Raw genomic sequence first — 18,690 nt, forward strand, 5'->3', positions numbered from 1 at the left:
GCCAGGATCAAACTCTCCATAAAAGAAATTTGATTAGCTCAAATTGTTTTGCTGGCATCAATTTTGATGTCCAAAATTTTGTTTCGTTCACTAACATATGTTAGTTAATAAAAACTATATTGATTACGTTTTGCTTGTTCAGTTTTCAAGGTTCATTTTGTTTCGTTTGTCGCGTCATCTCTTGGCGACTTATACATAATAACATCGATTAATCATGAAAGTCAACATAAAATCATAAGTTTTTTTAAGGAGTTTATTTTTATGTTTAAATTTATAGAAATGGGGTTTTTAATATGCTTCGTAAAACGTTGATATCACTAGTGGTCATAGTAATATTGTTTATCTTTATTAAACCAATAAATTCTACGATGATTTCTGTATTTAATATTGCTAATGCACCGACGGTTGTAACAAAAGGGCATTATGGCACTTCGCTTATTGTCGAAATTTCCTTTTCTGATGATAAACTTTTAGATTGGCTTAAAAATGTAAAAGCACCTTATCCGCTTCTTCTTTTAGATGCGGCATGGATTGAACGATCACCTGAGCATCTAAAAGTAATACAAGAAAGAAAACTGCCCACAGGATTACTAGGTCCCGAGGATTCAGTAGAAGAACCAATTGATATTGCATTGCTGCAAAAAGATGTTGGTACTTATGAAAAATATTTAAAGACAACACCACTTTGGTTTGCTACACGAAATCATCAGTATTCTCAGGATTTACAAAAAAGCTTATTTCAAAAACAAATAAATATTCTTTCTCCTTCACTCATTTGGCAAGGAGAAAAAACGCCCGAATTACAAAAAGGAGATTTTTTATTTCTTCCTTTACATCAAGACACTAAGGTCACTTTTAAAGAGTTAAATACATTATTGCAACAAAATAAATTTATGTCGATTGAAGAAAATATATTCGGTTACTCAGTACAATCAAAAAAAACCCCATAATAAAAGTAGCCTCATCTATATGTGAGGCTACTCATTTTCCACGTTAACTATGCATTTTTTGCCTGATTAAGTCGCGCTTTACGTCGTTCTTCTAATTTTTTGCGATCTTCATCGGATTTTGCGTTGTATTTTGGTAATACTAATAATTGATATGCATTTACAGCTAGTAATGGGAATAACAATAATGCAACATATTCGTTAATATTTTCATCGCGCCCCATTAATGCGATTGTCCACTCTAATGTTGTAACAACAATCATAAAAAATAATGCAGACACTAGAACATGTTTTTTTCCTGTCATTTTAACTTTTTGTACAGCTGTAGCAATTGAAGCGAAAATTAATACAATTAACAAACCTAAATAAAATACCCAGCTTTGTCCATCCTTTATACCAGGTACAAAACGGAAGAACACAATATCAAAAATGGTAATAACAATTAATAATAGCTGTACCCAATTCCATAATGTCAGTGTTCTAAAGACGTTAACACCTACCTGATGGAGCGTTAAATAAGCAAAAAAGCCTGCCTGTGCGATAACACTCATCGTAAACCCTAGGAATACCATCCATAAAATCCCTGCTAAAAATTCACCCCATTGACCATTTGCTACATATGGTTGAAAGAAGCTCCATCGAATAAACAAACTAAAAATTCCGTTGACTACGCCACCAACGAGCATTGCAAAGAAGAAAAACTTTGCCCAATTTCGTATCGTCACAACTCAAAGTCCCCCAATTTCTTCATATATCTGTAATCATTTTAACAATGCATTGTTAAAAAAGCTATTTCTCTTCGCAAGCTATACATAAAGTCATCATAAATGTGAACAATAATTGAAAGAGTCTATCTATAGAAAGGACTGATGTTTAATGCGAAAATTGACTTTATTACTGATTTTGACGCTTTTTCTTGCTGCCTGCTCTCAACAAGATAAAACCTCTACCATGTCTTATGATGAGATAAAAAAAATTATGATTGACTCTCTACAAACAGAGGATGGTAAAAAGGCGTTACGACAGCTTCTAGAGGAACCGAGTTTTCGTGAATTATTGATATTAGAACATGATGAAGTGAAAAAGGCGACAGAAGAGACTTTGCTTTCAAAAGAAGCTGAGGATTTTTGGAAAAAGACATTTGAAGATCCAAAGTTCAAAGAAACTGTAGCCAAAAGTATGCAAAAACAGCAATCGGATATTATGAAGGAACTAATGAAAGATCCGACATTCCAAAAGGATATGGAGTCATTCTTTGGTCAACCTGATATGCAAAAGCAAATGGAGACGATTTTAAAATCATCCAATCTTCGCAAGCAAATGGAAGAAGTCGTAAAGGAAACGATTGAAAGTCCACTAATGCAAGCGAAATGGCTGGAGCTTATCAAAAAAAGCGGTGAAAGTACTTCATCGGAAAGCGATAGTAAAAAAGAGGCTAGCGGTGAAAGTGATGGCAGCGCAAATAAGGATGACAAAAGCAAATAACTTCACAAAACAAAAAGGATTTCCTCGAATAGCTGAGGAAATCCTTTTTGATTATTTATTTAATTTTTCAATGATTTTCGAAGCAATATTTAAATAAGTTTGTCCTGTAGAATGATTTTCGGCATACACAGAAGGCGCGAAATCTTCATCAGTCCAATCTGGCTGACCTAGTGGAATTTGTCCAAGTAGCTCTGTACGAAGTTCTTCAGTTAATTTTGCACCGCCACCTTGGCCAAATACAAATTCACGTTCCCCTGATTTTGACTCAAACCATGCCATATTTTCAATAACGCCTAGAATCTCATGTTCTGTTTGTAGAGCCATTGCACCTGCACGAGCTGCAACGAATGCTGCTGTTGGATGAGGCGTTGTCACAACAATTTCTTTTGAAGAAGGTAACATTTGATGAATATCTAAAGCGACGTCGCCTGTTCCTGGTGGTAAATCTAATAGAAGGTAATCCAGTTCTCCCCATTCTACATCACGGAAAAATTGATCTAATACCTTTCCAAGCATTGGCCCACGCCAAACGATTGGTGCGTTATTCTCAACAAAGAATCCCATTGAAATCACTTTTACACCAAAACGGTCAACAGGGTAAATACGATTATCCACTACTTTCGGCATATCTGTAACACCCATCATATCGGGCACACTGAATCCATAAATGTCGGCATCAATTAAGCCTACTTTTTTACCAAGGCGTGCTAAAGCAACCGCTAAGTTAACAGATACTGTAGATTTCCCTACGCCACCTTTACCAGATGCAATTGAAATTACCTGCACTGTGCTTAGTGGTGATAAAATATCTTGTGCTTCTGCTTCTGTTGCTGTTCCACGGAAGCTTTGCAGTTTTTCTGTCGATAACTCTTCAAAACGAATACCAACAGTGTTAGCGCCCGCTTCTTTTAATACATCCACAATTTTCATTTGAAGCTGCATTTGTTCAGGTGTATTTGTTTTAGCAATAGCAATTTTCACACTCACATGATTTTTTTCTTCTTTAATTGATACATTCGTAATACCGTCTGTTTCTGCTAAGGTTTTATGTAAAAATGGATCTTGTAGTTGTCCCAGTTTTTCTCGTACTTGTTGTTCAGTTATCACGACGAACACTCCCCTTATTTTCTGTCAATGTTAGTATATCATAATGCTCTGATTTACATAGCAGCTGTTGCTCTATTCAATTTTCCCAAGTAAGTAGTCTTCAATACCTTCAACGATAGCAGTTGCCATTTTCTCTTGATATTTTTTATCGACTAATAGTGCACGTTCCTCATCATTACTGATAAATCCAGTCTCCACTAACGCAGCTGGTACTTCCGCCTTTTTCAACAAGTAGATTTGTTTAATCGATAATGCTTCCCGATCCGTATTTTGTAAGTTCGTTCGAATAGATTGCTGAATGCTCTTCGCTAGCAATTCCCCATCAGCATGTCCTTCTTTATGATAAAACACCTGCGCTCCACGCCACTTTGTTTCAGGAATTGCATTAGCGTGAATTGTTATAAAAATATCTGGTTGTTCTTTTGCAACAATATCCTTTCGTAAAAAGATATCCTGCTTTTTTCGTTCCCTCAATGTACCAAATTTTTCTGATGGCGCATGTTCTTCAATAACATCTCCATCCTTTGTACGTGTCATCACGACCGTAGCGCCCTTCTTCTTTAATTGCTTCTCCACATGCTGAGCAATTGCAAGTGTAATTTCCTTTTCAATTACTTCGCCCTTTGAAGCACCTCCATCCTGACCACCGTGTCCCGCATCGATGACAATTTTTATGCCACCTAGTGGGTCAGGTAAGAAGAAGTTGCGGTCCGAAGCATTCGTTTCATATGCCACGACCACTATACTCATCAGCATAATTACTCCTAGTGCAAGCCAGCGCTTCACCCATATCCACCACCCTTTATAGATAGTGTACGAAGTTCATGGTGGAACTATGCTAGAAAGTAAACAAAAAAACTCCCAAGCTTCTTGAGAGTTTAAAATGTATGATTTATGTTTCGGTACGCTCCACGCACAGCTTCTAGTCAATTAACTTTCATCTTCCCATTTCAGCTCATGTTCTGGCGCGATTAAATCTTTAAACACCTTGCCCTCAATAATTAAACGATTTGCTTCTATAAAGAAACAATCTTTATTGTTAATGTGGAAGCTAAAATTTGTAGTAGATGAAATTTCTTCAATGCCTTTTAATTCGGGATCCAAACTTTCGATTGTAATTTTGTCCAAGCCATCTGGATGATAGCTAATATCTGTTAGCAATAACTCATCCCCGTAATCGTAGTCATTTAAACGAATGCCCTCTATATCTTTGAGCTGACACATGTAGAAAGACAGTACTTGTTCAAAGAATACGATCTTTTTCAAAACTTCTTGTTTGTATTTTTTAGCGACAACTAATTTAACGGTTTCTCCAAAATAACCTATATCTACATTCATCACGACACCGAACTCTACTTCTTCCGATAAAAGCATTTGAATTTCTTCCATTATTTTTTCTTGTTCCATAATATCTCCTTCACTTAAAAGAATTCACGTTTTTAAGGAACTAACAAATTATTAAACACTTTATTATTGATTACTAAACGATTGGCTTCCAAAAAGAAATAATCTTTATTGTTTACTTGGAAATAAAAATTGGTATTTGAAGTAATTTCGATATCTTTTAAGTTGGCATTTATGTTCTCAGCTTTAATTTTACCGAAGCCATATGGGTGGTAGCTGATTTCTGACAACAATATATCATCCCCATAACCAAGCTCATTTAAACGAAATCCCTCTGCATCATCAGACTTACACATGTACAAAGAAAGTACTTGTTCAAATAATATAACTGTTTTTTCAATTAGCTTTTCACCTAAACTAACCACAATTAATTTCACATTGTCTTCAAAATAATCTATATTAATATCAACAACTATACCGAACTCAGCTTGTGTAAATAAAAGTGACTCTATTTCTTCAATTATTTTCTCCCGCTTCATAATCTATCCCTACTCTTATTTTTACTAAATTATTGAAATCAATTTAAACTTCCTACATCTAATTTAACCTCTTTTTAAAGTACTAACAAATTATTAAACACTTTATTATTGATGACTAAACGATTGGCTTCCAAAAAGAAATAATCTTTATTGTTTACTTGGAAATAAAAATTGGTATTTGAAGTAATTTCTTTAATACCTTTTAATTTTGCATTTATAGTCTCCACTATAATTTTGCCAAATCCATATGGGTGGTAGCTGATTTCTGATAATAATGCTTCGTCCTTATCATTCAGCTCTTTTAAACGAAAGCCCTCTGCATCCTCAGAATTACACACGTACACAGAAAGTACTTGTTCAAATAATAGAATGGTCTTTTTAATGCGTTTTCTGCTTGTACTAAGCACATCTAATCTTATCGTTTCCTTTAAATAATCGATTTGAACATCAAAAAGCCTTCCAAACTCTGCTTCTGTAAATAAAAGTGTCTCTATTTCTTCAATCATTTTTTCTCTCGTCATAGTATCTCCACACTACAATCAATTTTAAATATTTTTAGCTCAAGTATCCTTTTTAAACTTTAAAAGATTATTAAACTCTTTATCATTGATTACTAAGCGATTCGCTTCAAGAAAGAAATAATCTTTGTCGTTTAATTGAAAATAAAAGTTTGTATCAGCTACATTTTCTTTTATTATATTTGATTTTAAATCTATTCTGTCCAATTTAATTTTACCGAATCCATTAGGATGATAGCCTATTTCTGATAACAATACATCATCTCCATATCCTAGTTCATTTAAACGAATCCCTTCTGCTTCGTCAAACTGACACATGTATAGTGAAAGCACTTGTTCAAATAAAATCATTGTTTTTTCAATTTGTCTTCCGCTAACACCCAGCACTACTAATCTCACAGTTTTTTCGAAATAATCAATATTAAATTTATATACTCTCCCGAACTCGGCTTGTTTAAATAAAAGCTTTTCAATTTCTTCAATCATTTTGTTTCTTTCCATATTATCTCCTATTTTTTGAATTTTTTTATTAGTTTAATAATTGTAGCAGGTGAAGATTCGTCTAACTTAATATGTGTTTTTTCTTTTTTACTTTCAAAGTTACCATTTATATCTATTGATTTACTACCTACTGACATACGCCAATAAGGATCTATTAAACCCTAAATTATTACCTGCAGAACTAATAATAATCATTCCAGAATCTAAAGCTTTCTTTACTACTCTTTCTATTTCTGAATGATAACTTTGGAAACCAATACTTAAATTAAGAACATCTATTTCTTTTGTAATAGCCCATTCAACCGCATCAACAAAGTATTCTATTTCCCCCTTCCCATTTTCATTTAAATAAACAATATTAAAGAATTGAATATTCTTTTGTTCTTCTAATTCTAAGTTATTAACTATAACTGATGTAACCGCAGTACCATGCCCCAATAAATCAATTGGATTATCCACTTCCTTTTTTTCTAAAATATCGTAATTACATAAATTCAAATTTTCAAACAATTCATGTTGGACAAAAATACCACTATCAATAATGCCGACTTTTACTTTTTTATCCTCTAATGAAGTTTCATTTTCTTTGAAATATTCACAACCTAAAATTATTAATACCATTAAAAATAAAAAGAGGACGTCTTGCTTTTTAAGCATATTATTAAATACCTCTTTCCTCTATTAATTTTAGAATCAATATTTTGCATATAAAAAAAGTTAAACTTGTTTCAAGGACATCAGTTCAACCGTTAATAGTCACATAATTCAAATCTCAAATCTCAAATCTATAAATTAGCATGACCATATTTAGATGTTGTAACAAGGCTAATGGTAGATTTGTTCATAGAGAGCGAATGAAATTTCTTAGTATGGTAATGAAAGATTGATGTTTCTCTAAAGTGGATTGTTCGTAAGTTTTAAATCTAAAGGATAAAGCGACTCGAATCTTAGATTTTTATATTTTTGATTCTTTTAAATTAAGAGGTTGTTCAATCAGTGTTTTAAGCAAATCCAGATGCACTACGAGGGTCTAGTAAATAATTTTTGTTACAGTATTGTTTTAAAATCACCACCCACTATTTTTAGTTTTTCTATTTATCAATTGATTTAAAATCTAGCTAATTTTATGTAATCATAATTTTTAACTTTATAAAAATATAGTATCAATCATTTTTTTTTTAGATTTTACAAAAAAATATATGATTTATCAATATTTTTAGAATTTTTTCCAAAGATTATATTACATAAAAGTTATTCCGATTTTTTATCTTTAAATTTATAACGTAAGAATATAGCAATAAGGAAACCAATGAAGTAGCCTGTAAATCTAAACTGTTTTGAAGTAGCAAAAATTTCAGTAGTTAAGAAATTAAAAATAACAAAGCTTACTAGTAAACACTTTGCTGCAATGTCTCGCTTCTTTTCCATATTCATTAGAATGTTTACACATCCTTTGCATATTCCTTATTATTTTCTAGTTAGTAGATGCAGAGATTCATAAATAATGATATTAAAAAGAGGTGACCATACGTAAGCTTTAATTCTTAGGATTTATTCCGATTTTTTACAATCAATTTATAACGTAAAAATGCTGCGATGAGGAATCCAATGATGGGTACAGCATAATTAACCAGCCTTGAAAAAGTAAATATTTCTTTTAAGATAATGAAAACAATAAAGTAGGCGAGAATAAACTTGAAAGCAAGGTCTTGCTTCCTTTCCATATCCATAAGAAACTTACACATCCTTTGTTATGTAATTTTAAATCTCTAAATACCCTTCGCATCTAATATTCTTTTTTAAAAATTTTACTAAAAACTGCAAAGAATTTTCAATATTTTTAATAAGTGAACTTCATTAAAAACAAAAAAAAAACCCTCCCCACAAAAGTGGGAAAGGGTTTTGAAAACGTATATAATCGGTTGATTAACGTTTTGAGAACTGAGGTGCACGACGAGCGCCGCGTAGACCTGGTTTTTTACGTTCTTTCATGCGTGAATCACGAGTAAGTAATCCAGCTGATTTAAGTGCAGCACGGAAATCTGGGTCTACTTGAAGTAGAGCACGAGCGATACCATGACGTACAGCTCCAGCTTGACCAGTATATCCACCACCGTTAACGTTTACGTGGATGTCATAGCTTCCTGTAGTTTCAGTAGCTACTAATGGTTGTTTAATTACTTCACGTAATGCAGCGAATGGTACGTATTCTTCGATTTCACGTTTGTTGATAACAATTTTACCTGTACCTGGTACTAAACGTACACGAGCTACAGAGCTTTTACGGCGACCAGTGCCGATGTATTGAACTTGTGCCAAAGTAATATCCTCCTCTTAATTTATATTATCCGCGAAGCTCATAAGCTTCTGGTTTTTGTGCAGCATGTGGGTGCTCAGTTCCAGTGTAAACGTTAAGTTTACCGAACATTTTACGACCTAAAGAGTTTTTAGGAAGCATCCCTTTAATAGCTAATTCGATCATACGTGTTGGGTACTTTTCTAACATTTCACCAGCAGTACGAGTTTTTAAACCACCCGCAAATTGAGTATGGTGACGGTAAAGTTTACCCTCTAATTTGTTACCAGTTAAATGGATTTTGTCAGCGTTGATGATGATTACGTGATCACCTGTGTCAACGTTTGGTGTGAATGTTGGTTTATGTTTACCACGTAAGATTGCAGCTACTTCAGAAGCTAAACGTCCAAGAGTTTGGCCTTCTGCATCAACTACTAACCATTTACGGTCTACTTCGTGACCTTTAGCCATGAATGTTGTACGCATGTATATATCCTCCTAATCGATTCGATTACCGTTATTTTTCATTAGTCTACACTATAAGTTTCGGGGCTTATTTTGTGGTGGTAATGAAAATACCATCTGTTATCATATAATGAATGGCTTTTAAAGTCAAGCAATTTCATTAAACACCTGGTGAAGTTGTACAGGGTAACGTTTGGCATTTGCATTGGCATTTTGCCCCTCATATATTGTTCCATTTAAAGCGAAAATCCGCTCTTAGAAAACATACAATATTCTTTTAAACATTTTGCCCTAATAGAATACTTTTTCAAGGTATAAACCTTGTGGTGGCGCAGTTTTGCCAGCCTTGTCGCGATCCATCGATGCAACAACGGTCTCGACATTTCCCACTTCTCTGCGCCCTATGCCGACTTCCCATAAAGTGCCGGCAATGATGCGTACCATATTGTATAAGAAGCCACTACCTTCAATGACCATATGTAGCTCTTCACCATGCCACTCAAATTGAAGTGCGTTTACTGTTCGCACTTTATTTTGCACACTAGTATTCGCCGCGCAAAAGCATGAGAAGTCATGTGTCCCGATAATAGCACTTGCAGCCTCCTGCATCGCTTTCACGTCTGGTTTCACACCATTAGTCTCTACTGTGTAATGTCTACGGAACGGGCTTTGTACAGGCTCACAAGACCATATATAGCGATAGCGTTTTCCTGTTACACTATAACGCGCATGAAAATCATCTGCTACTTCCTCTATCGATAATACACGGATATCTCTTGGAAGCTGGACATTTAACGCCTTCATATATTTTTCTACTGGTATTGCAAGCGGCGTATCAAAATGCAGTGTTTGTCCAGTTGCATGTACTCTTGCATCAGTGCGACCACTTGCCGTTACTTTAACCTTGTTACCTTTATGCATAACAGCAAGTACACGCTCAACTTCTGCTTGTACTGTACGCTCTCCTGGTTGCACTTGATAACCAGAAAATTGCGTTCCATCATAACTAATAATTGCTTTTAATCGTCGCATAAAGCTACTCCTTTAACTTCTATAGAAAAATAATAAAACAGCCATTGCTACTAATAAGGCAAGCGCAAATGTATCACCTATATCCCACTTCAGCTTACGATAGCGCGTACGTCCTTCACCGCCACGATAACCTCGAACCTCCATTGCAGTCGCTAAGTCCTCTGCACGTTTAAAAGCACTTACAAAGAGTGGGACTAACAGTGGAACAACCGCTTTAATGCGGTCTTTTATCGGTCCTGAAGATAGATCAGAACCACGCGCCATTTGCGCCTTCATAATCTTATCTGTCTCATCCATCAAAGTTGGAATAAAGCGCAGTGAAATAGACATCATTAGTGCTAGCTCATGAACAGGTACTTTTATTTTTTTCAATGGATTTAGCAACACCTCAATCCCATCTGTAATGGAAATCGGAGATGTTGTCAGTGTTAAAATAGACGTCATAAACACTAAAACTAGGAAACGCGTTGAAATATAAATCCCTTGGCGAACGCCGCCCTCGTAGATGGAGATAAATTTCCAATGAAATAATAGGTCGCCTTCCTTCGTCATAAAGATATGTAGCAAGAAAGTAAACGCCATTAAAAAGAGAACAGGCTTCAAACCATTTATTAAAAAGTACAAGCGTATACGTGACACTAAAACAATGAGTAACGTAAAAGCTAATAGCATTGCATATGTTATTGTATTATTAGCTAAAAATACAATAATGATAAATGCAAAAACGAATACGAGTTTAGATCGTGGGTCAAGCTTATGAACAGGAGAATCTCCTGGCAGGAAGCGCCCGAAAATCATCTTCTCCATCATGACTCTGCACGCTCCTCTCTCAATAATCGAGCCATTTCAATCGCTAGCTCCTCTTCTGTTAAACATACCTTTGCTAGAGGTGTATTGATCATCTTTTCAACCTTTTGTTGGAAGCGTACAATACGTGGTGGCTCTAAACGAAATTGCTTTAATGTCTCAACATCCTTAAAAATATCACGTGGTGTTCCACTCAAGACATTTTTCCCCTCATGCATAATGACGATATTGTCAGCATAACGAGCTGCATCCTCCATACTATGCGTAACGAGAATCGTCGTTAAACTACGCTCCTGATGTAATGCATAAAACATATCCATAATTTCTTTTTGTCCACGAGGATCTAGCCCAGCTGTTGGTTCGTCTAAAACAATCACCTCTGGCTCCATTGCCAATACACCCGCAATTGCTACACGTCGCATTTGTCCACCCGATAGATCAAATGGTGATTTGTCGAGTACATTTTCAGGCAATCCAACTAATCGGACAAGCTCTCTAGCACGTATCTCGGCTTCTTTCTGTGAGACACCAAAATTCATAGGCCCGAACATAATATCCTTTAATACCGTTTCTTCAAACAGCTGATGCTCTGGAAATTGAAAAACAATACCTACACGTTGACGAACTGCCTTTAAATTCTTTGCCTTTTTACCAGCTTCCACTGTGCGCTCTCCTATTTGCACCTTGCCTGATGTTGGCTTTAGGAGTGCATTAAAATGCTGAAGAATAGTCGATTTACCGGACCCCGTATGGCCAATAATCGCTTGATACGTGTGAGATGGAATCTCAAAGTCCACATCGAATAACGCACGTTTTTCAAAAGGTGTTCCTTGAGAGTATGCATAGCTTACTTGTTGAAGTTTGATGTCCATAAATCATTCACCAACTCTTCTTCTGTCATATGTTGTCCCATTAACGGAACACCTTCCTTTTGCAATAACTTTGATAACTTCATGGCAAACGGTAGATCAAGACCTAACTCCGTTAACTTGTCCCCCAGCGAAAAAATTTCAGCAGGTGGGCCTTCTGCAAACTTTTTGCCATCATTCATGAAAAGTATACGATCCGCCAACATGGCTTCTTCTAAATCGTGTGTAATCGATAAAACTGTTAGCCCTGTTTCTGCACGTAATGTTTGTACAGTTTGTAAAACCTCTATACGTCCTTGTGGATCTAACATAGATGTTGCCTCATCTAAAATGAGCAACTTTGGCTTCAAAGCTAATGCTCCTGCGATAGCGACGCGTTGCTTCTGTCCACCTGATAAATGATGTGGCTCATGATCCAAAAAACTGCTCATCTTTACTTGTTCTAGTGATGCATGTACACGCTTTACCATCTCTTCAAACGGTATGCCGTTATTTTCAAGAGCAAAGGCAACATCATCTTGTACTGTAGCTCCTACAAATTGATTGTCTGGATTTTGAAAAACCATCCCCATTTGCGAGCGACATTCCCACAGATTATCTTCATTTAATACTTCTCGTAATATACGTACATCTCCCTGTTGCGGGAATAGTAAACCATTCATTAGTTTGGCTATCGTTGATTTACCAGAACCATTATGGCCAACTATAGCTATCCATTCACCTTCCTGTACGGCGAAGCTTACATTTTCGACAGCATTTCGCAGCTCTGGATCTTCAGGTGTATATGAAAACGTCACATTATTTAACGATAAAATTTCGGGCATTTCTAGAACTCCTCTCTACATGCTCAGCTATACTAACTAACTTACACTTTTTTATGTATGAATTCTACCACAATCAATATGTCGGTATAAGAAAAGTGCCTAAGCGCTTATTCCTATATATTAAAAAAAGCACCATCAATTGGCGCTGTTAATAATAAAAAAGCGCGCACCTCATTCGATAGAAATGCGCTAGTCGTTACATTTACAAGAAACACGGGTGCTCAAGCCCTTGCTTCTTTTGAATGAGGTGCGGAGAGCTAAACGAGACGCCACACTAAAGTGCCCGCTCATCATAACGCTCAGCTTAATTATTTGTCGTATAAATCGTTTTATAAAGAAAGAGGGTGGTGGTTCCACCCTCTTCACCACTTGTTTTCTCTTATGATTAAACTAATTCAATCACAACAACAGGTGCACCGTCACCACGACGAGGACCTACTTTAAGAATACGAGTGTAACCACCTTGACGTTCTGCGTAACGTGGTGCAACATCATCAAATAGCTTTTGTAGCGCAAATGAAGTTGTTTCGTTACCTTCTTCGTCAGTAGTTGTTACTAGTTCACGACGGATGAATGCAGCAGCTTGACGGCGTGCATGTAAATCTCCGCGTTTACCTAAAGTAATCATTTTTTCAACAGCTTTACGTACTTCTTTAGCGCGAGCCTCAGTAGTTTCGATACGCTCGTTGATGATTAAATCAGTAGCTAAGTCACGTAACATCGCTTTACGTTGAGAACTTGTACGACCAAGTTTTCTGTAACCCATGGATGTTTCCCTCCTTTATAAAAAATATCTGATCTTATAAGTTTTGTTTAAATCGCTTAGTCTTCTTTGCGTAACCCTAAACCAAGCTCTTCTAACTTCGCTTTTACCTCTTCTAATGACTTACGTCCAAGGTTACGAACTTTCATCATGTCGTCTTCTGACTTATTCGCAAGTTCTAGTACTGTATTAATACCAGCGCGTTTTAAGCAGTTGTAAGAACGAACAGAAAGATCAAGTTCTTCAATAGTCATCTCTAAAACTTTTTCTTTTTGATCTTCTTCTTTTTCGACCATGATTTCAGCAGTTTGTGCCTCATCTGTCATGCCAACGAAGATGTTTAGATGCTCGGTTAAAATTTTTGCTCCGAGCGAAATCGCCTCTTTCGGACCGATGCTACCATCTGTCCACACATCAAGAGAAAGTTTATCGTAGTCAGAAGACTGACCTACACGAGTATTTTCCACTTGGAAATTGACGCGTGATACTGGAGTGTAAATAGAGTCGATCGGGATCACGCCGATAGGAAGATCCTCACGTTTGTTTTGATCAGCAGGAGTGTAACCACGGCCGCGTTGAGCGTACATACGCATACGTAAATGACCGTTTTTAGCGATTGTTGCAATATATAGATCTGGGTTTAAAATTTCTACGTCACTGTCATGTGTAATGTCAGCAGCCGTAACTGTACCATCGCCCTTTACATCAATCTCAATAACTTTTTCTTCGTCAGAGTAGATTTTAAGAGCAAGCTTTTTCACGTTCAAAATAATTGAAGCTACATCTTCTACAACGCCTTCTACAGTAGAGAATTCGTGAAGTACACCATCAATTTGGATTGAAGTGACAGCAGCTCCTGGTAATGAAGACAGAAGGATACGACGTAAAGAATTACCCAAAGTGTTTCCATATCCGCGTTCAAGCGGTTCTACAACAAACTTTCCATATTTGGAATCTTCGCTGATCTCCACCGTTTCAATCTTTGGTTTTTCAATTTCGATCATTTCATTTACCCTCCTTCAAAACATCGAATGTATAGGTTCTTTCCATCATAGATTCGATCGTCATTGACGTATCGTTTAATATCTGCACAAGACAGTCTGTACAAAAAATGATGTTCTCATACAATATGAGACGCACCCATTACACGCGACGACGTTTTGGCGGACGGCAACCATTGTGAGGAACTGGAGTAACGTCTTTAATAGCAGTTACTTCTAAACCAGCAGCTTGAAGTGCACGAATTGCAGCTTCACGACCAGCACCAGGACCTTTAACAGTTACTTCCAACGTTTTCAGACCATGTTCAAGGGATGTTTTAGCAGCAGTTTCTGCAGCCATTTGTGCAGCGAATGGTGTAGATTTACGTGAACCACGGAAACCAAGAGCACCAGCACTTGACCAAGATACAGCGTTACCTTGCATATCTGTAATCGTTACAATTGTATTGTTAAATGTAGAACGAATGTGTGCAATACCAGATTCGATATTCTTTTTCACACGACGTTTACGAGTTTGTTGTTTACGAGCCATGTTAAGAAGGAACCTCCTTTACGTATTATTTTTTCTTGTTCGCAACTGTTTTACGAGGACCTTTACGCGTACGCGCATTGTTCTTCGTATTTTGACCACGAACAGGTAAACCACGACGGTGACGGATACCACGGAATGAACCGATTTCCATCAGACGTTTAATATTTAATGAAGTTTCGCGACGTAAGTCACCTTCAAGTTTGTAAGAATCTAATTGTTCACGGATTAGGTTTAACTGATCTTCAGTTAAGTCGCGTACGCGTGTATCTTCTGAAATACCTGCGCCAGCTAATACTTTCTGAGCTGTAGTTTTACCAATACCGTAAATGTAAGTTAATGAAATTACCACGCGTTTGTCGCGAGGAATGTCAACACCAGCAATACGTGCCATGTACGTTGTGCACCTCCTTTAGAATCAACCTTGTTTTTGTTTGTGTTTAGGATTTTCACAGATTACCATTACTTTACCGCGTCGGCGAATTACTTTACATTTTTCGCAGATCGGTTTCACAGATGGTCTCACTTTCATCTAACCTAACCTCCTTAATAGTCCGGAGCGCAAAAGATTATTTAAAACGGTATGTGATACGACCGCGAGTTAAATCATAAGGAGATAACTCGATAGTAACCTTATCTCCAGGTAGAATACGGATAAAGTGCATACGAATCTTACCAGATACGTGTGCTAAAATCACATGTCCATTTTCTAATTCTACCTTAAACATCGCGTTTGGCAAAGTCTCAACAACTGTTCCTTCGACTTCAATTACATCATCTTTCGCCATCTACTCTGTCTCTCCTCTCTATATGCAAATTAAAGTTCTCATCGTTACATCAAACGGATATCTGCTGCAACTATAGAAGCAACCTCGTTTCAACATATGTTTGGATTGTATGAGAGATGTTTGAAAGACGCTCGTCTGGTTTCGCTTCACACAATCCACGGAATATACAGGACCAGTCTGGGCACTGAATCTCCCATGTTTACACGAATACCGGAATGTCTTTGATGAGATATTCATACCCGTTACACAGATGCTTCCACGAAACCCATTATACTCTCCCAAAAGTAATGTTGCACTTTTTAAAAGAAATATATACCGGGCACAATATGCTTTTGCAACTCTCAAAAAAATTATGTTTCGGTGTTGCTCCCGCATGCCTCCCGCGGAAGCAGTATTCTGCGCCCGGAGCCGGGTATCAGCTGCGGCTGCTCTGTAAAAGAGCATCAAGATCAGCAAACACTTTATTAATATCTTGCTGTCCATCAATATTTGTTAACACACCTTTTGCTTCATAGAAGTTGAGCAAAGGTTGTGCTTGATTCATATTTACTTCCAGACGGTTTGCAACCGTTTCAGGATTATCATCCGCACGTGTGTAAAGTTCGCCGCCATCTTTATCACATTTACCTTCCACAGCTGGTGGATTGAAAATTAAATGATAAGATGTACCACATGTTTTACAAATACGACGACCTGATAAACGAGCAATAAGCTCATCTTTTTCAACTTGAATGTTTAACGTATGCTCAATAGCTTTACCAAGATCAGCTAAAATGCTATCTAATGCTTCAGCTTGTGGAACAGTACGTGGGAATCCATCTAATAAGAAGCCCTTTTCACAATCAGGTTTAGCAAGTCGCTCGCGAACAATTCCAATCGTTACTTCATCAGGTACTAGAGCACCTTGATCCATAAACGATTTAGCCTGTAAGCCTAGTTCTGTACCATCTTTAATAGCGGCACGGAACATATCTCCTGTAGAAATATGAGGAATTGCGTACTTCTCTACAATTTTATCTGCCTGTGTACCTTTACCAGCACCTGGCAGACCCATTAAAACGATATTCATCGGAAATAGTCCTCCCACAAAAGGTTTGCTGATTTTTAGGAAACGAAGATCGTTCCCTAAAAATCAACATTATTTCATAAAGCCTTTGTAGTGACGTTTAACAAGTTGGGATTCTAGCTGTTTCATCGTTTCTAGCGCTACGCCGACTACGATAATTATACTAGTACCACCGATTTGCACTGAAGCAGGTAGATTCATAAGGTTGATGAATATAATCGGCATTACAGCAATTACAGTTAAGAATATCGCACCAACAAAAGTCAGACGATATAACACGCTTGTTAAATACGTTTGAGTGTTTTCACCCGGGCGAATACCTGGAATGTAAGCACCTTGTTTTTTCAAGTTGTCTGCCACATTTTCCGGATTCACTTGTACGAATGCGTAGAAATATGTGAACGCGACGATCAATGCAACGTAAATCAACATCCCAACAGGTTTCTGATAATCAAACGTGTTTTCAATGAATGTTGTTACATCATTTTGACCAAAGAACGCTGCTAACGTACGAGGCGTAACAAGGAACGCTACTGAGAAGATTACCGGAATAACCCCTGCAGCATTTACTTTTAACGGTAAGTGCGTTTGTTGACCACCTGTTTGTTGATTGCGTCCAGTAACTCGTTTTGCATATTGAATTGGGATTTTACGAAGTGCTTGTTGCACGTAAATTACACCAACGACAATTGCAAGTAAAATCAAAGCAAGTAATGCAAGGATGATAATGTTAATAAACAGTTTATCACCAGCACCCTCTATTTGTTGTGCATAAATTTGGTTTATTCCTGTAGGTAATGCTGCAACGATACCTGCGAAAATTACAACAGAAATACCATTACCAACACCATGTGCAGTAATTTGCTCAGCAAGCCATACAAGGAAAGCTGTACCAGCTGTCAATACAATTGAAATTGTAACGTAAGTTAGAATTCCCTCTTCTTTAATCAAAGATCCACCATACATTTTGTTGAAACCAAATGACATCGCGAATGATTGGATAAAAGCAAGAATAATTGTAAAGTAGCGAGTAAATTGTGCAAGTTTACGTCTTCCGACTTCACCTTGCTTTGCCCACTCAGCAAACTTCGGTACTACGTCCATTTGCAATAACTGAACAATAATTGAGGCTGTGATGTATGGCATAATTCCCATCGCGAAGATAGAGAAGTTTTTCAAAGCACCACCGCCAAAAGTATTGAGGAAACCAACGAGGTTAAACTCATCAGTTGCCTTTAATACATTTGCGTCAACGTTCGGTACTGGTATGAATGTACCAATACGGAAAACGATTAACATTAAAAGAGTGAAAATGATTTTATTTCTTATATCTCGAACACGCATAAAGTTAGAGATTGTCTGAAACATTAAATCACCTCAGTAGTTCCGCCGGCATTCTCAATTGCTTCTTTCGCTGAAGCTGAGAATTTATGAGCTTTAACTGTAAGCTTTTTGTTAAGTGTTCCGTTTCCAAGAACTTTAATTCCAGCTTTTTCATTGCTCACAAGACCAGTTTCAAGTAATAATGCAGTTGTTACTTCTGCACCGTCTTCGAAACGGTTTAATGTGTCAAGGTTAACGATAGCGTATTCTTTACGGTTAATGTTCGTAAAGCCACGTTTTGGTAAACGACGGAATAACGGGTTTTGTCCGCCCTCAAATCCTGGGCGTACACCGCCGCCAGATCGAGAGTTTTGACCTTTATGACCTCTACCCGCAGTTTTACCGTTACCAGAACCGATACCACGACCAACGCGATTGCGTTGCTTACGAGAACCTTCTGCTGGTTTTAACTCATGCAGTTTCATA

25 protein-coding genes and 1 pseudogene are annotated in these 18,690 nt (G+C 36.9%); 2 read left to right on the top strand and 24 right to left on the bottom strand.

Annotated elements, in window-relative coordinates; translation table 11 throughout:
- Positions 1–335 precede the first annotated feature (335 nt).
- The gene (locus ACIQXW_RS19385; RefSeq protein ID WP_402764829.1) at positions 336–950 is read left to right on the top strand and encodes a hypothetical protein; all 615 of its coding nucleotides are present in this window, start codon (positions 336–338) and stop codon (positions 948–950) included.
- Positions 951–997: 47 nt separating this feature from the next.
- Here ACIQXW_RS19385 and ACIQXW_RS19390 read toward each other — a convergent pair whose 3' ends face one another.
- Positions 998–1,672, bottom strand: coding sequence for a KinB-signaling pathway activation protein (locus ACIQXW_RS19390; RefSeq protein ID WP_402764832.1), 675 nt, complete (start codon positions 1,670–1,672; stop codon positions 998–1,000).
- 151 nt (positions 1,673–1,823) lie between these two features.
- Between ACIQXW_RS19390 and gerD the strand changes: the two genes are divergently transcribed.
- On the top strand, positions 1,824–2,432 hold the full coding sequence (gerD, locus tag ACIQXW_RS19395; RefSeq protein WP_340821796.1) for a spore germination lipoprotein GerD: 609 nt from the start codon (positions 1,824–1,826) through the stop codon (positions 2,430–2,432).
- A gap of 51 nt (positions 2,433–2,483) precedes the next feature.
- On the opposite strand, the gene ACIQXW_RS19400 is transcribed toward gerD, so the two are convergent.
- The 23 genes and pseudogenes from ACIQXW_RS19400 to rplO form a co-directional block, all read right to left on the bottom strand.
- On the bottom strand, positions 2,484–3,539 hold the full coding sequence (locus tag ACIQXW_RS19400; protein ID WP_402764835.1) for a P-loop NTPase: 1,056 nt from the start codon (positions 3,537–3,539) through the stop codon (positions 2,484–2,486).
- 72 nt (positions 3,540–3,611) lie between these two features.
- Complete coding sequence (locus ACIQXW_RS19405; RefSeq protein WP_340821793.1) at positions 3,612–4,325, bottom strand: N-acetylmuramoyl-L-alanine amidase; 714 nt, start codon at positions 4,323–4,325, stop codon at positions 3,612–3,614.
- Between the two features lie 144 nt (positions 4,326–4,469).
- Positions 4,470–4,946 (bottom strand): YxiG family protein, encoded by a 477-nt coding sequence (locus tag ACIQXW_RS19410; protein WP_402764838.1) that lies wholly within the window; start codon positions 4,944–4,946, stop codon positions 4,470–4,472.
- 32 nt (positions 4,947–4,978) lie between these two features.
- Positions 4,979–5,422 carry a YxiG family protein gene (locus ACIQXW_RS19415; RefSeq protein ID WP_401021119.1) on the bottom strand — a complete coding sequence of 148 codons (444 nt, stop codon included), beginning with the start codon at positions 5,420–5,422 and terminating at the stop codon, positions 4,979–4,981.
- A 74-nt stretch (positions 5,423–5,496) separates the two neighbouring features.
- On the bottom strand, positions 5,497–5,943 hold the full coding sequence (locus ACIQXW_RS19420) for a YxiG family protein (RefSeq protein ID WP_402764841.1): 447 nt from the start codon (positions 5,941–5,943) through the stop codon (positions 5,497–5,499).
- A 39-nt stretch (positions 5,944–5,982) separates the two neighbouring features.
- Complete coding sequence (locus tag ACIQXW_RS19425; protein WP_401021116.1) at positions 5,983–6,441, bottom strand: YxiG family protein; 459 nt, start codon at positions 6,439–6,441, stop codon at positions 5,983–5,985.
- Between the two features lie 123 nt (positions 6,442–6,564).
- Positions 6,565–7,098 carry a S8 family peptidase gene (locus tag ACIQXW_RS19430; protein WP_401021114.1) on the bottom strand — a complete coding sequence of 178 codons (534 nt, stop codon included), beginning with the start codon at positions 7,096–7,098 and terminating at the stop codon, positions 6,565–6,567.
- Between the two features lie 1,269 nt (positions 7,099–8,367).
- The gene (gene rpsI / locus ACIQXW_RS19435) at positions 8,368–8,760 is read right to left on the bottom strand and encodes a 30S ribosomal protein S9 (protein WP_004233744.1); all 393 of its coding nucleotides are present in this window, start codon (positions 8,758–8,760) and stop codon (positions 8,368–8,370) included.
- A gap of 25 nt (positions 8,761–8,785) precedes the next feature.
- Positions 8,786–9,223, bottom strand: coding sequence for a 50S ribosomal protein L13 (gene rplM, locus ACIQXW_RS19440; protein WP_173479261.1), 438 nt, complete (start codon positions 9,221–9,223; stop codon positions 8,786–8,788).
- Positions 9,224–9,493: 270 nt separating this feature from the next.
- On the bottom strand, positions 9,494–10,234 hold the full coding sequence (gene truA, locus ACIQXW_RS19445; RefSeq protein WP_402764846.1) for a tRNA pseudouridine(38-40) synthase TruA: 741 nt from the start codon (positions 10,232–10,234) through the stop codon (positions 9,494–9,496).
- 12 nt (positions 10,235–10,246) lie between these two features.
- The gene (locus ACIQXW_RS19450; RefSeq protein ID WP_340821781.1) at positions 10,247–11,044 is read right to left on the bottom strand and encodes an energy-coupling factor transporter transmembrane component T family protein; all 798 of its coding nucleotides are present in this window, start codon (positions 11,042–11,044) and stop codon (positions 10,247–10,249) included.
- Entirely contained in the window at positions 11,041–11,913 is an 873-nt protein-coding gene (locus tag ACIQXW_RS19455; RefSeq protein ID WP_340821779.1) for an energy-coupling factor ABC transporter ATP-binding protein, read from the bottom strand. Before ACIQXW_RS19455 ends, ACIQXW_RS19450 begins: the two co-directional genes overlap by 4 nt.
- Entirely contained in the window at positions 11,889–12,734 is an 846-nt protein-coding gene (locus ACIQXW_RS19460; RefSeq protein WP_340821777.1) for an energy-coupling factor ABC transporter ATP-binding protein, read from the bottom strand. Before ACIQXW_RS19460 ends, ACIQXW_RS19455 begins: the two co-directional genes overlap by 25 nt.
- Positions 12,735–13,119: 385 nt before the next feature.
- Positions 13,120–13,500, bottom strand: coding sequence for a 50S ribosomal protein L17 (rplQ, locus tag ACIQXW_RS19465; RefSeq protein WP_010860588.1), 381 nt, complete (start codon positions 13,498–13,500; stop codon positions 13,120–13,122).
- Positions 13,501–13,556: 56 nt separating this feature from the next.
- Positions 13,557–14,501 (bottom strand): DNA-directed RNA polymerase subunit alpha, encoded by a 945-nt coding sequence (locus tag ACIQXW_RS19470; RefSeq protein ID WP_004233733.1) that lies wholly within the window; start codon positions 14,499–14,501, stop codon positions 13,557–13,559.
- Between the two features lie 139 nt (positions 14,502–14,640).
- Positions 14,641–15,030, bottom strand: coding sequence for a 30S ribosomal protein S11 (gene rpsK / locus ACIQXW_RS19475; RefSeq protein ID WP_004233731.1), 390 nt, complete (start codon positions 15,028–15,030; stop codon positions 14,641–14,643).
- A 25-nt stretch (positions 15,031–15,055) separates the two neighbouring features.
- Complete coding sequence (gene rpsM / locus ACIQXW_RS19480; RefSeq protein WP_024364357.1) at positions 15,056–15,421, bottom strand: 30S ribosomal protein S13; 366 nt, start codon at positions 15,419–15,421, stop codon at positions 15,056–15,058.
- A gap of 24 nt (positions 15,422–15,445) precedes the next feature.
- Positions 15,446–15,559: a 50S ribosomal protein L36 gene (gene rpmJ / locus ACIQXW_RS19485; protein ID WP_000868344.1), complete on the bottom strand. Its 114-nt coding sequence runs from the start codon at positions 15,557–15,559 to the stop codon at positions 15,446–15,448.
- Between the two features lie 37 nt (positions 15,560–15,596).
- Entirely contained in the window at positions 15,597–15,815 is a 219-nt protein-coding gene (gene infA / locus ACIQXW_RS19490; protein ID WP_004233690.1) for a translation initiation factor IF-1, read from the bottom strand.
- An 88-nt stretch (positions 15,816–15,903) separates the two neighbouring features.
- Positions 15,904–15,981: pseudogene (locus ACIQXW_RS19495) on the bottom strand (type I methionyl aminopeptidase); the annotation flags it as partial.
- A 249-nt stretch (positions 15,982–16,230) separates the two neighbouring features.
- Complete coding sequence (locus tag ACIQXW_RS19500; protein WP_340821776.1) at positions 16,231–16,884, bottom strand: adenylate kinase; 654 nt, start codon at positions 16,882–16,884, stop codon at positions 16,231–16,233.
- Positions 16,885–16,953: 69 nt separating this feature from the next.
- Positions 16,954–18,249 (bottom strand): preprotein translocase subunit SecY, encoded by a 1,296-nt coding sequence (gene secY, locus ACIQXW_RS19505; RefSeq protein WP_173479259.1) that lies wholly within the window; start codon positions 18,247–18,249, stop codon positions 16,954–16,956.
- Positions 18,249–18,689 (bottom strand): 50S ribosomal protein L15, encoded by a 441-nt coding sequence (rplO, locus tag ACIQXW_RS19510; RefSeq protein WP_173479258.1) that lies wholly within the window; start codon positions 18,687–18,689, stop codon positions 18,249–18,251. The genes secY and rplO overlap by 1 nt, the downstream gene beginning before the upstream one ends.
- Between the last annotated feature and the right edge of the window lies 1 nt (position 18,690).

Source organism: Lysinibacillus sp. NPDC097162 (assembly GCF_044762185.1).
In the GTDB taxonomy this organism is placed as follows: Bacteria; Bacillota; Bacilli; order Bacillales_A; family Planococcaceae; genus Lysinibacillus.

Coding starts and splice junctions, on each gene's coding strand:
- gerD (WP_340821796.1), top strand. CDS start 1,824: ATGCGAAAATTGACTTTATTACTGATTTTGACGCTTTTTCTTGCTGCC.
- ACIQXW_RS19410 (WP_402764838.1), bottom strand. CDS start 4,946: ATGGAACAAGAAAAAATAATGGAAGAAATTCAAATGCTTTTATCGGAA.
- ACIQXW_RS19415 (WP_401021119.1), bottom strand. CDS start 5,422: ATGAAGCGGGAGAAAATAATTGAAGAAATAGAGTCACTTTTATTTACA.
- ACIQXW_RS19420 (WP_402764841.1), bottom strand. CDS start 5,943: ATGACGAGAGAAAAAATGATTGAAGAAATAGAGACACTTTTATTTACA.
- ACIQXW_RS19425 (WP_401021116.1), bottom strand. CDS start 6,441: ATGGAAAGAAACAAAATGATTGAAGAAATTGAAAAGCTTTTATTTAAA.
- ACIQXW_RS19430 (WP_401021114.1), bottom strand. CDS start 7,098: ATGCTTAAAAAGCAAGACGTCCTCTTTTTATTTTTAATGGTATTAATA.
- rplM (WP_173479261.1), bottom strand. CDS start 9,223: ATGCGTACAACATTCATGGCTAAAGGTCACGAAGTAGACCGTAAATGG.
- truA (WP_402764846.1), bottom strand. CDS start 10,234: ATGCGACGATTAAAAGCAATTATTAGTTATGATGGAACGCAATTTTCT.
- ACIQXW_RS19450 (WP_340821781.1), bottom strand. CDS start 11,044: ATGATGGAGAAGATGATTTTCGGGCGCTTCCTGCCAGGAGATTCTCCT.
- ACIQXW_RS19455 (WP_340821779.1), bottom strand. CDS start 11,913: ATGGACATCAAACTTCAACAAGTAAGCTATGCATACTCTCAAGGAACA.
- ACIQXW_RS19460 (WP_340821777.1), bottom strand. CDS start 12,734: ATGCCCGAAATTTTATCGTTAAATAATGTGACGTTTTCATATACACCT.
- rplQ (WP_010860588.1), bottom strand. CDS start 13,500: ATGGGTTACAGAAAACTTGGTCGTACAAGTTCTCAACGTAAAGCGATG.
- ACIQXW_RS19470 (WP_004233733.1), bottom strand. CDS start 14,501: ATGATCGAAATTGAAAAACCAAAGATTGAAACGGTGGAGATCAGCGAA.
- rpsK (WP_004233731.1), bottom strand. CDS start 15,030: ATGGCTCGTAAACAACAAACTCGTAAACGTCGTGTGAAAAAGAATATC.
- rpsM (WP_024364357.1), bottom strand. CDS start 15,421: ATGGCACGTATTGCTGGTGTTGACATTCCTCGCGACAAACGCGTGGTA.
- rpmJ (WP_000868344.1), bottom strand. CDS start 15,559: ATGAAAGTGAGACCATCTGTGAAACCGATCTGCGAAAAATGTAAAGTA.
- infA (WP_004233690.1), bottom strand. CDS start 15,815: ATGGCGAAAGATGATGTAATTGAAGTCGAAGGAACAGTTGTTGAGACT.
- ACIQXW_RS19500 (WP_340821776.1), bottom strand. CDS start 16,884: ATGAATATCGTTTTAATGGGTCTGCCAGGTGCTGGTAAAGGTACACAG.
- secY (WP_173479259.1), bottom strand. CDS start 18,249: ATGTTTCAGACAATCTCTAACTTTATGCGTGTTCGAGATATAAGAAAT.
- rplO (WP_173479258.1), bottom strand. CDS start 18,689: ATGAAACTGCATGAGTTAAAACCAGCAGAAGGTTCTCGTAAGCAACGC.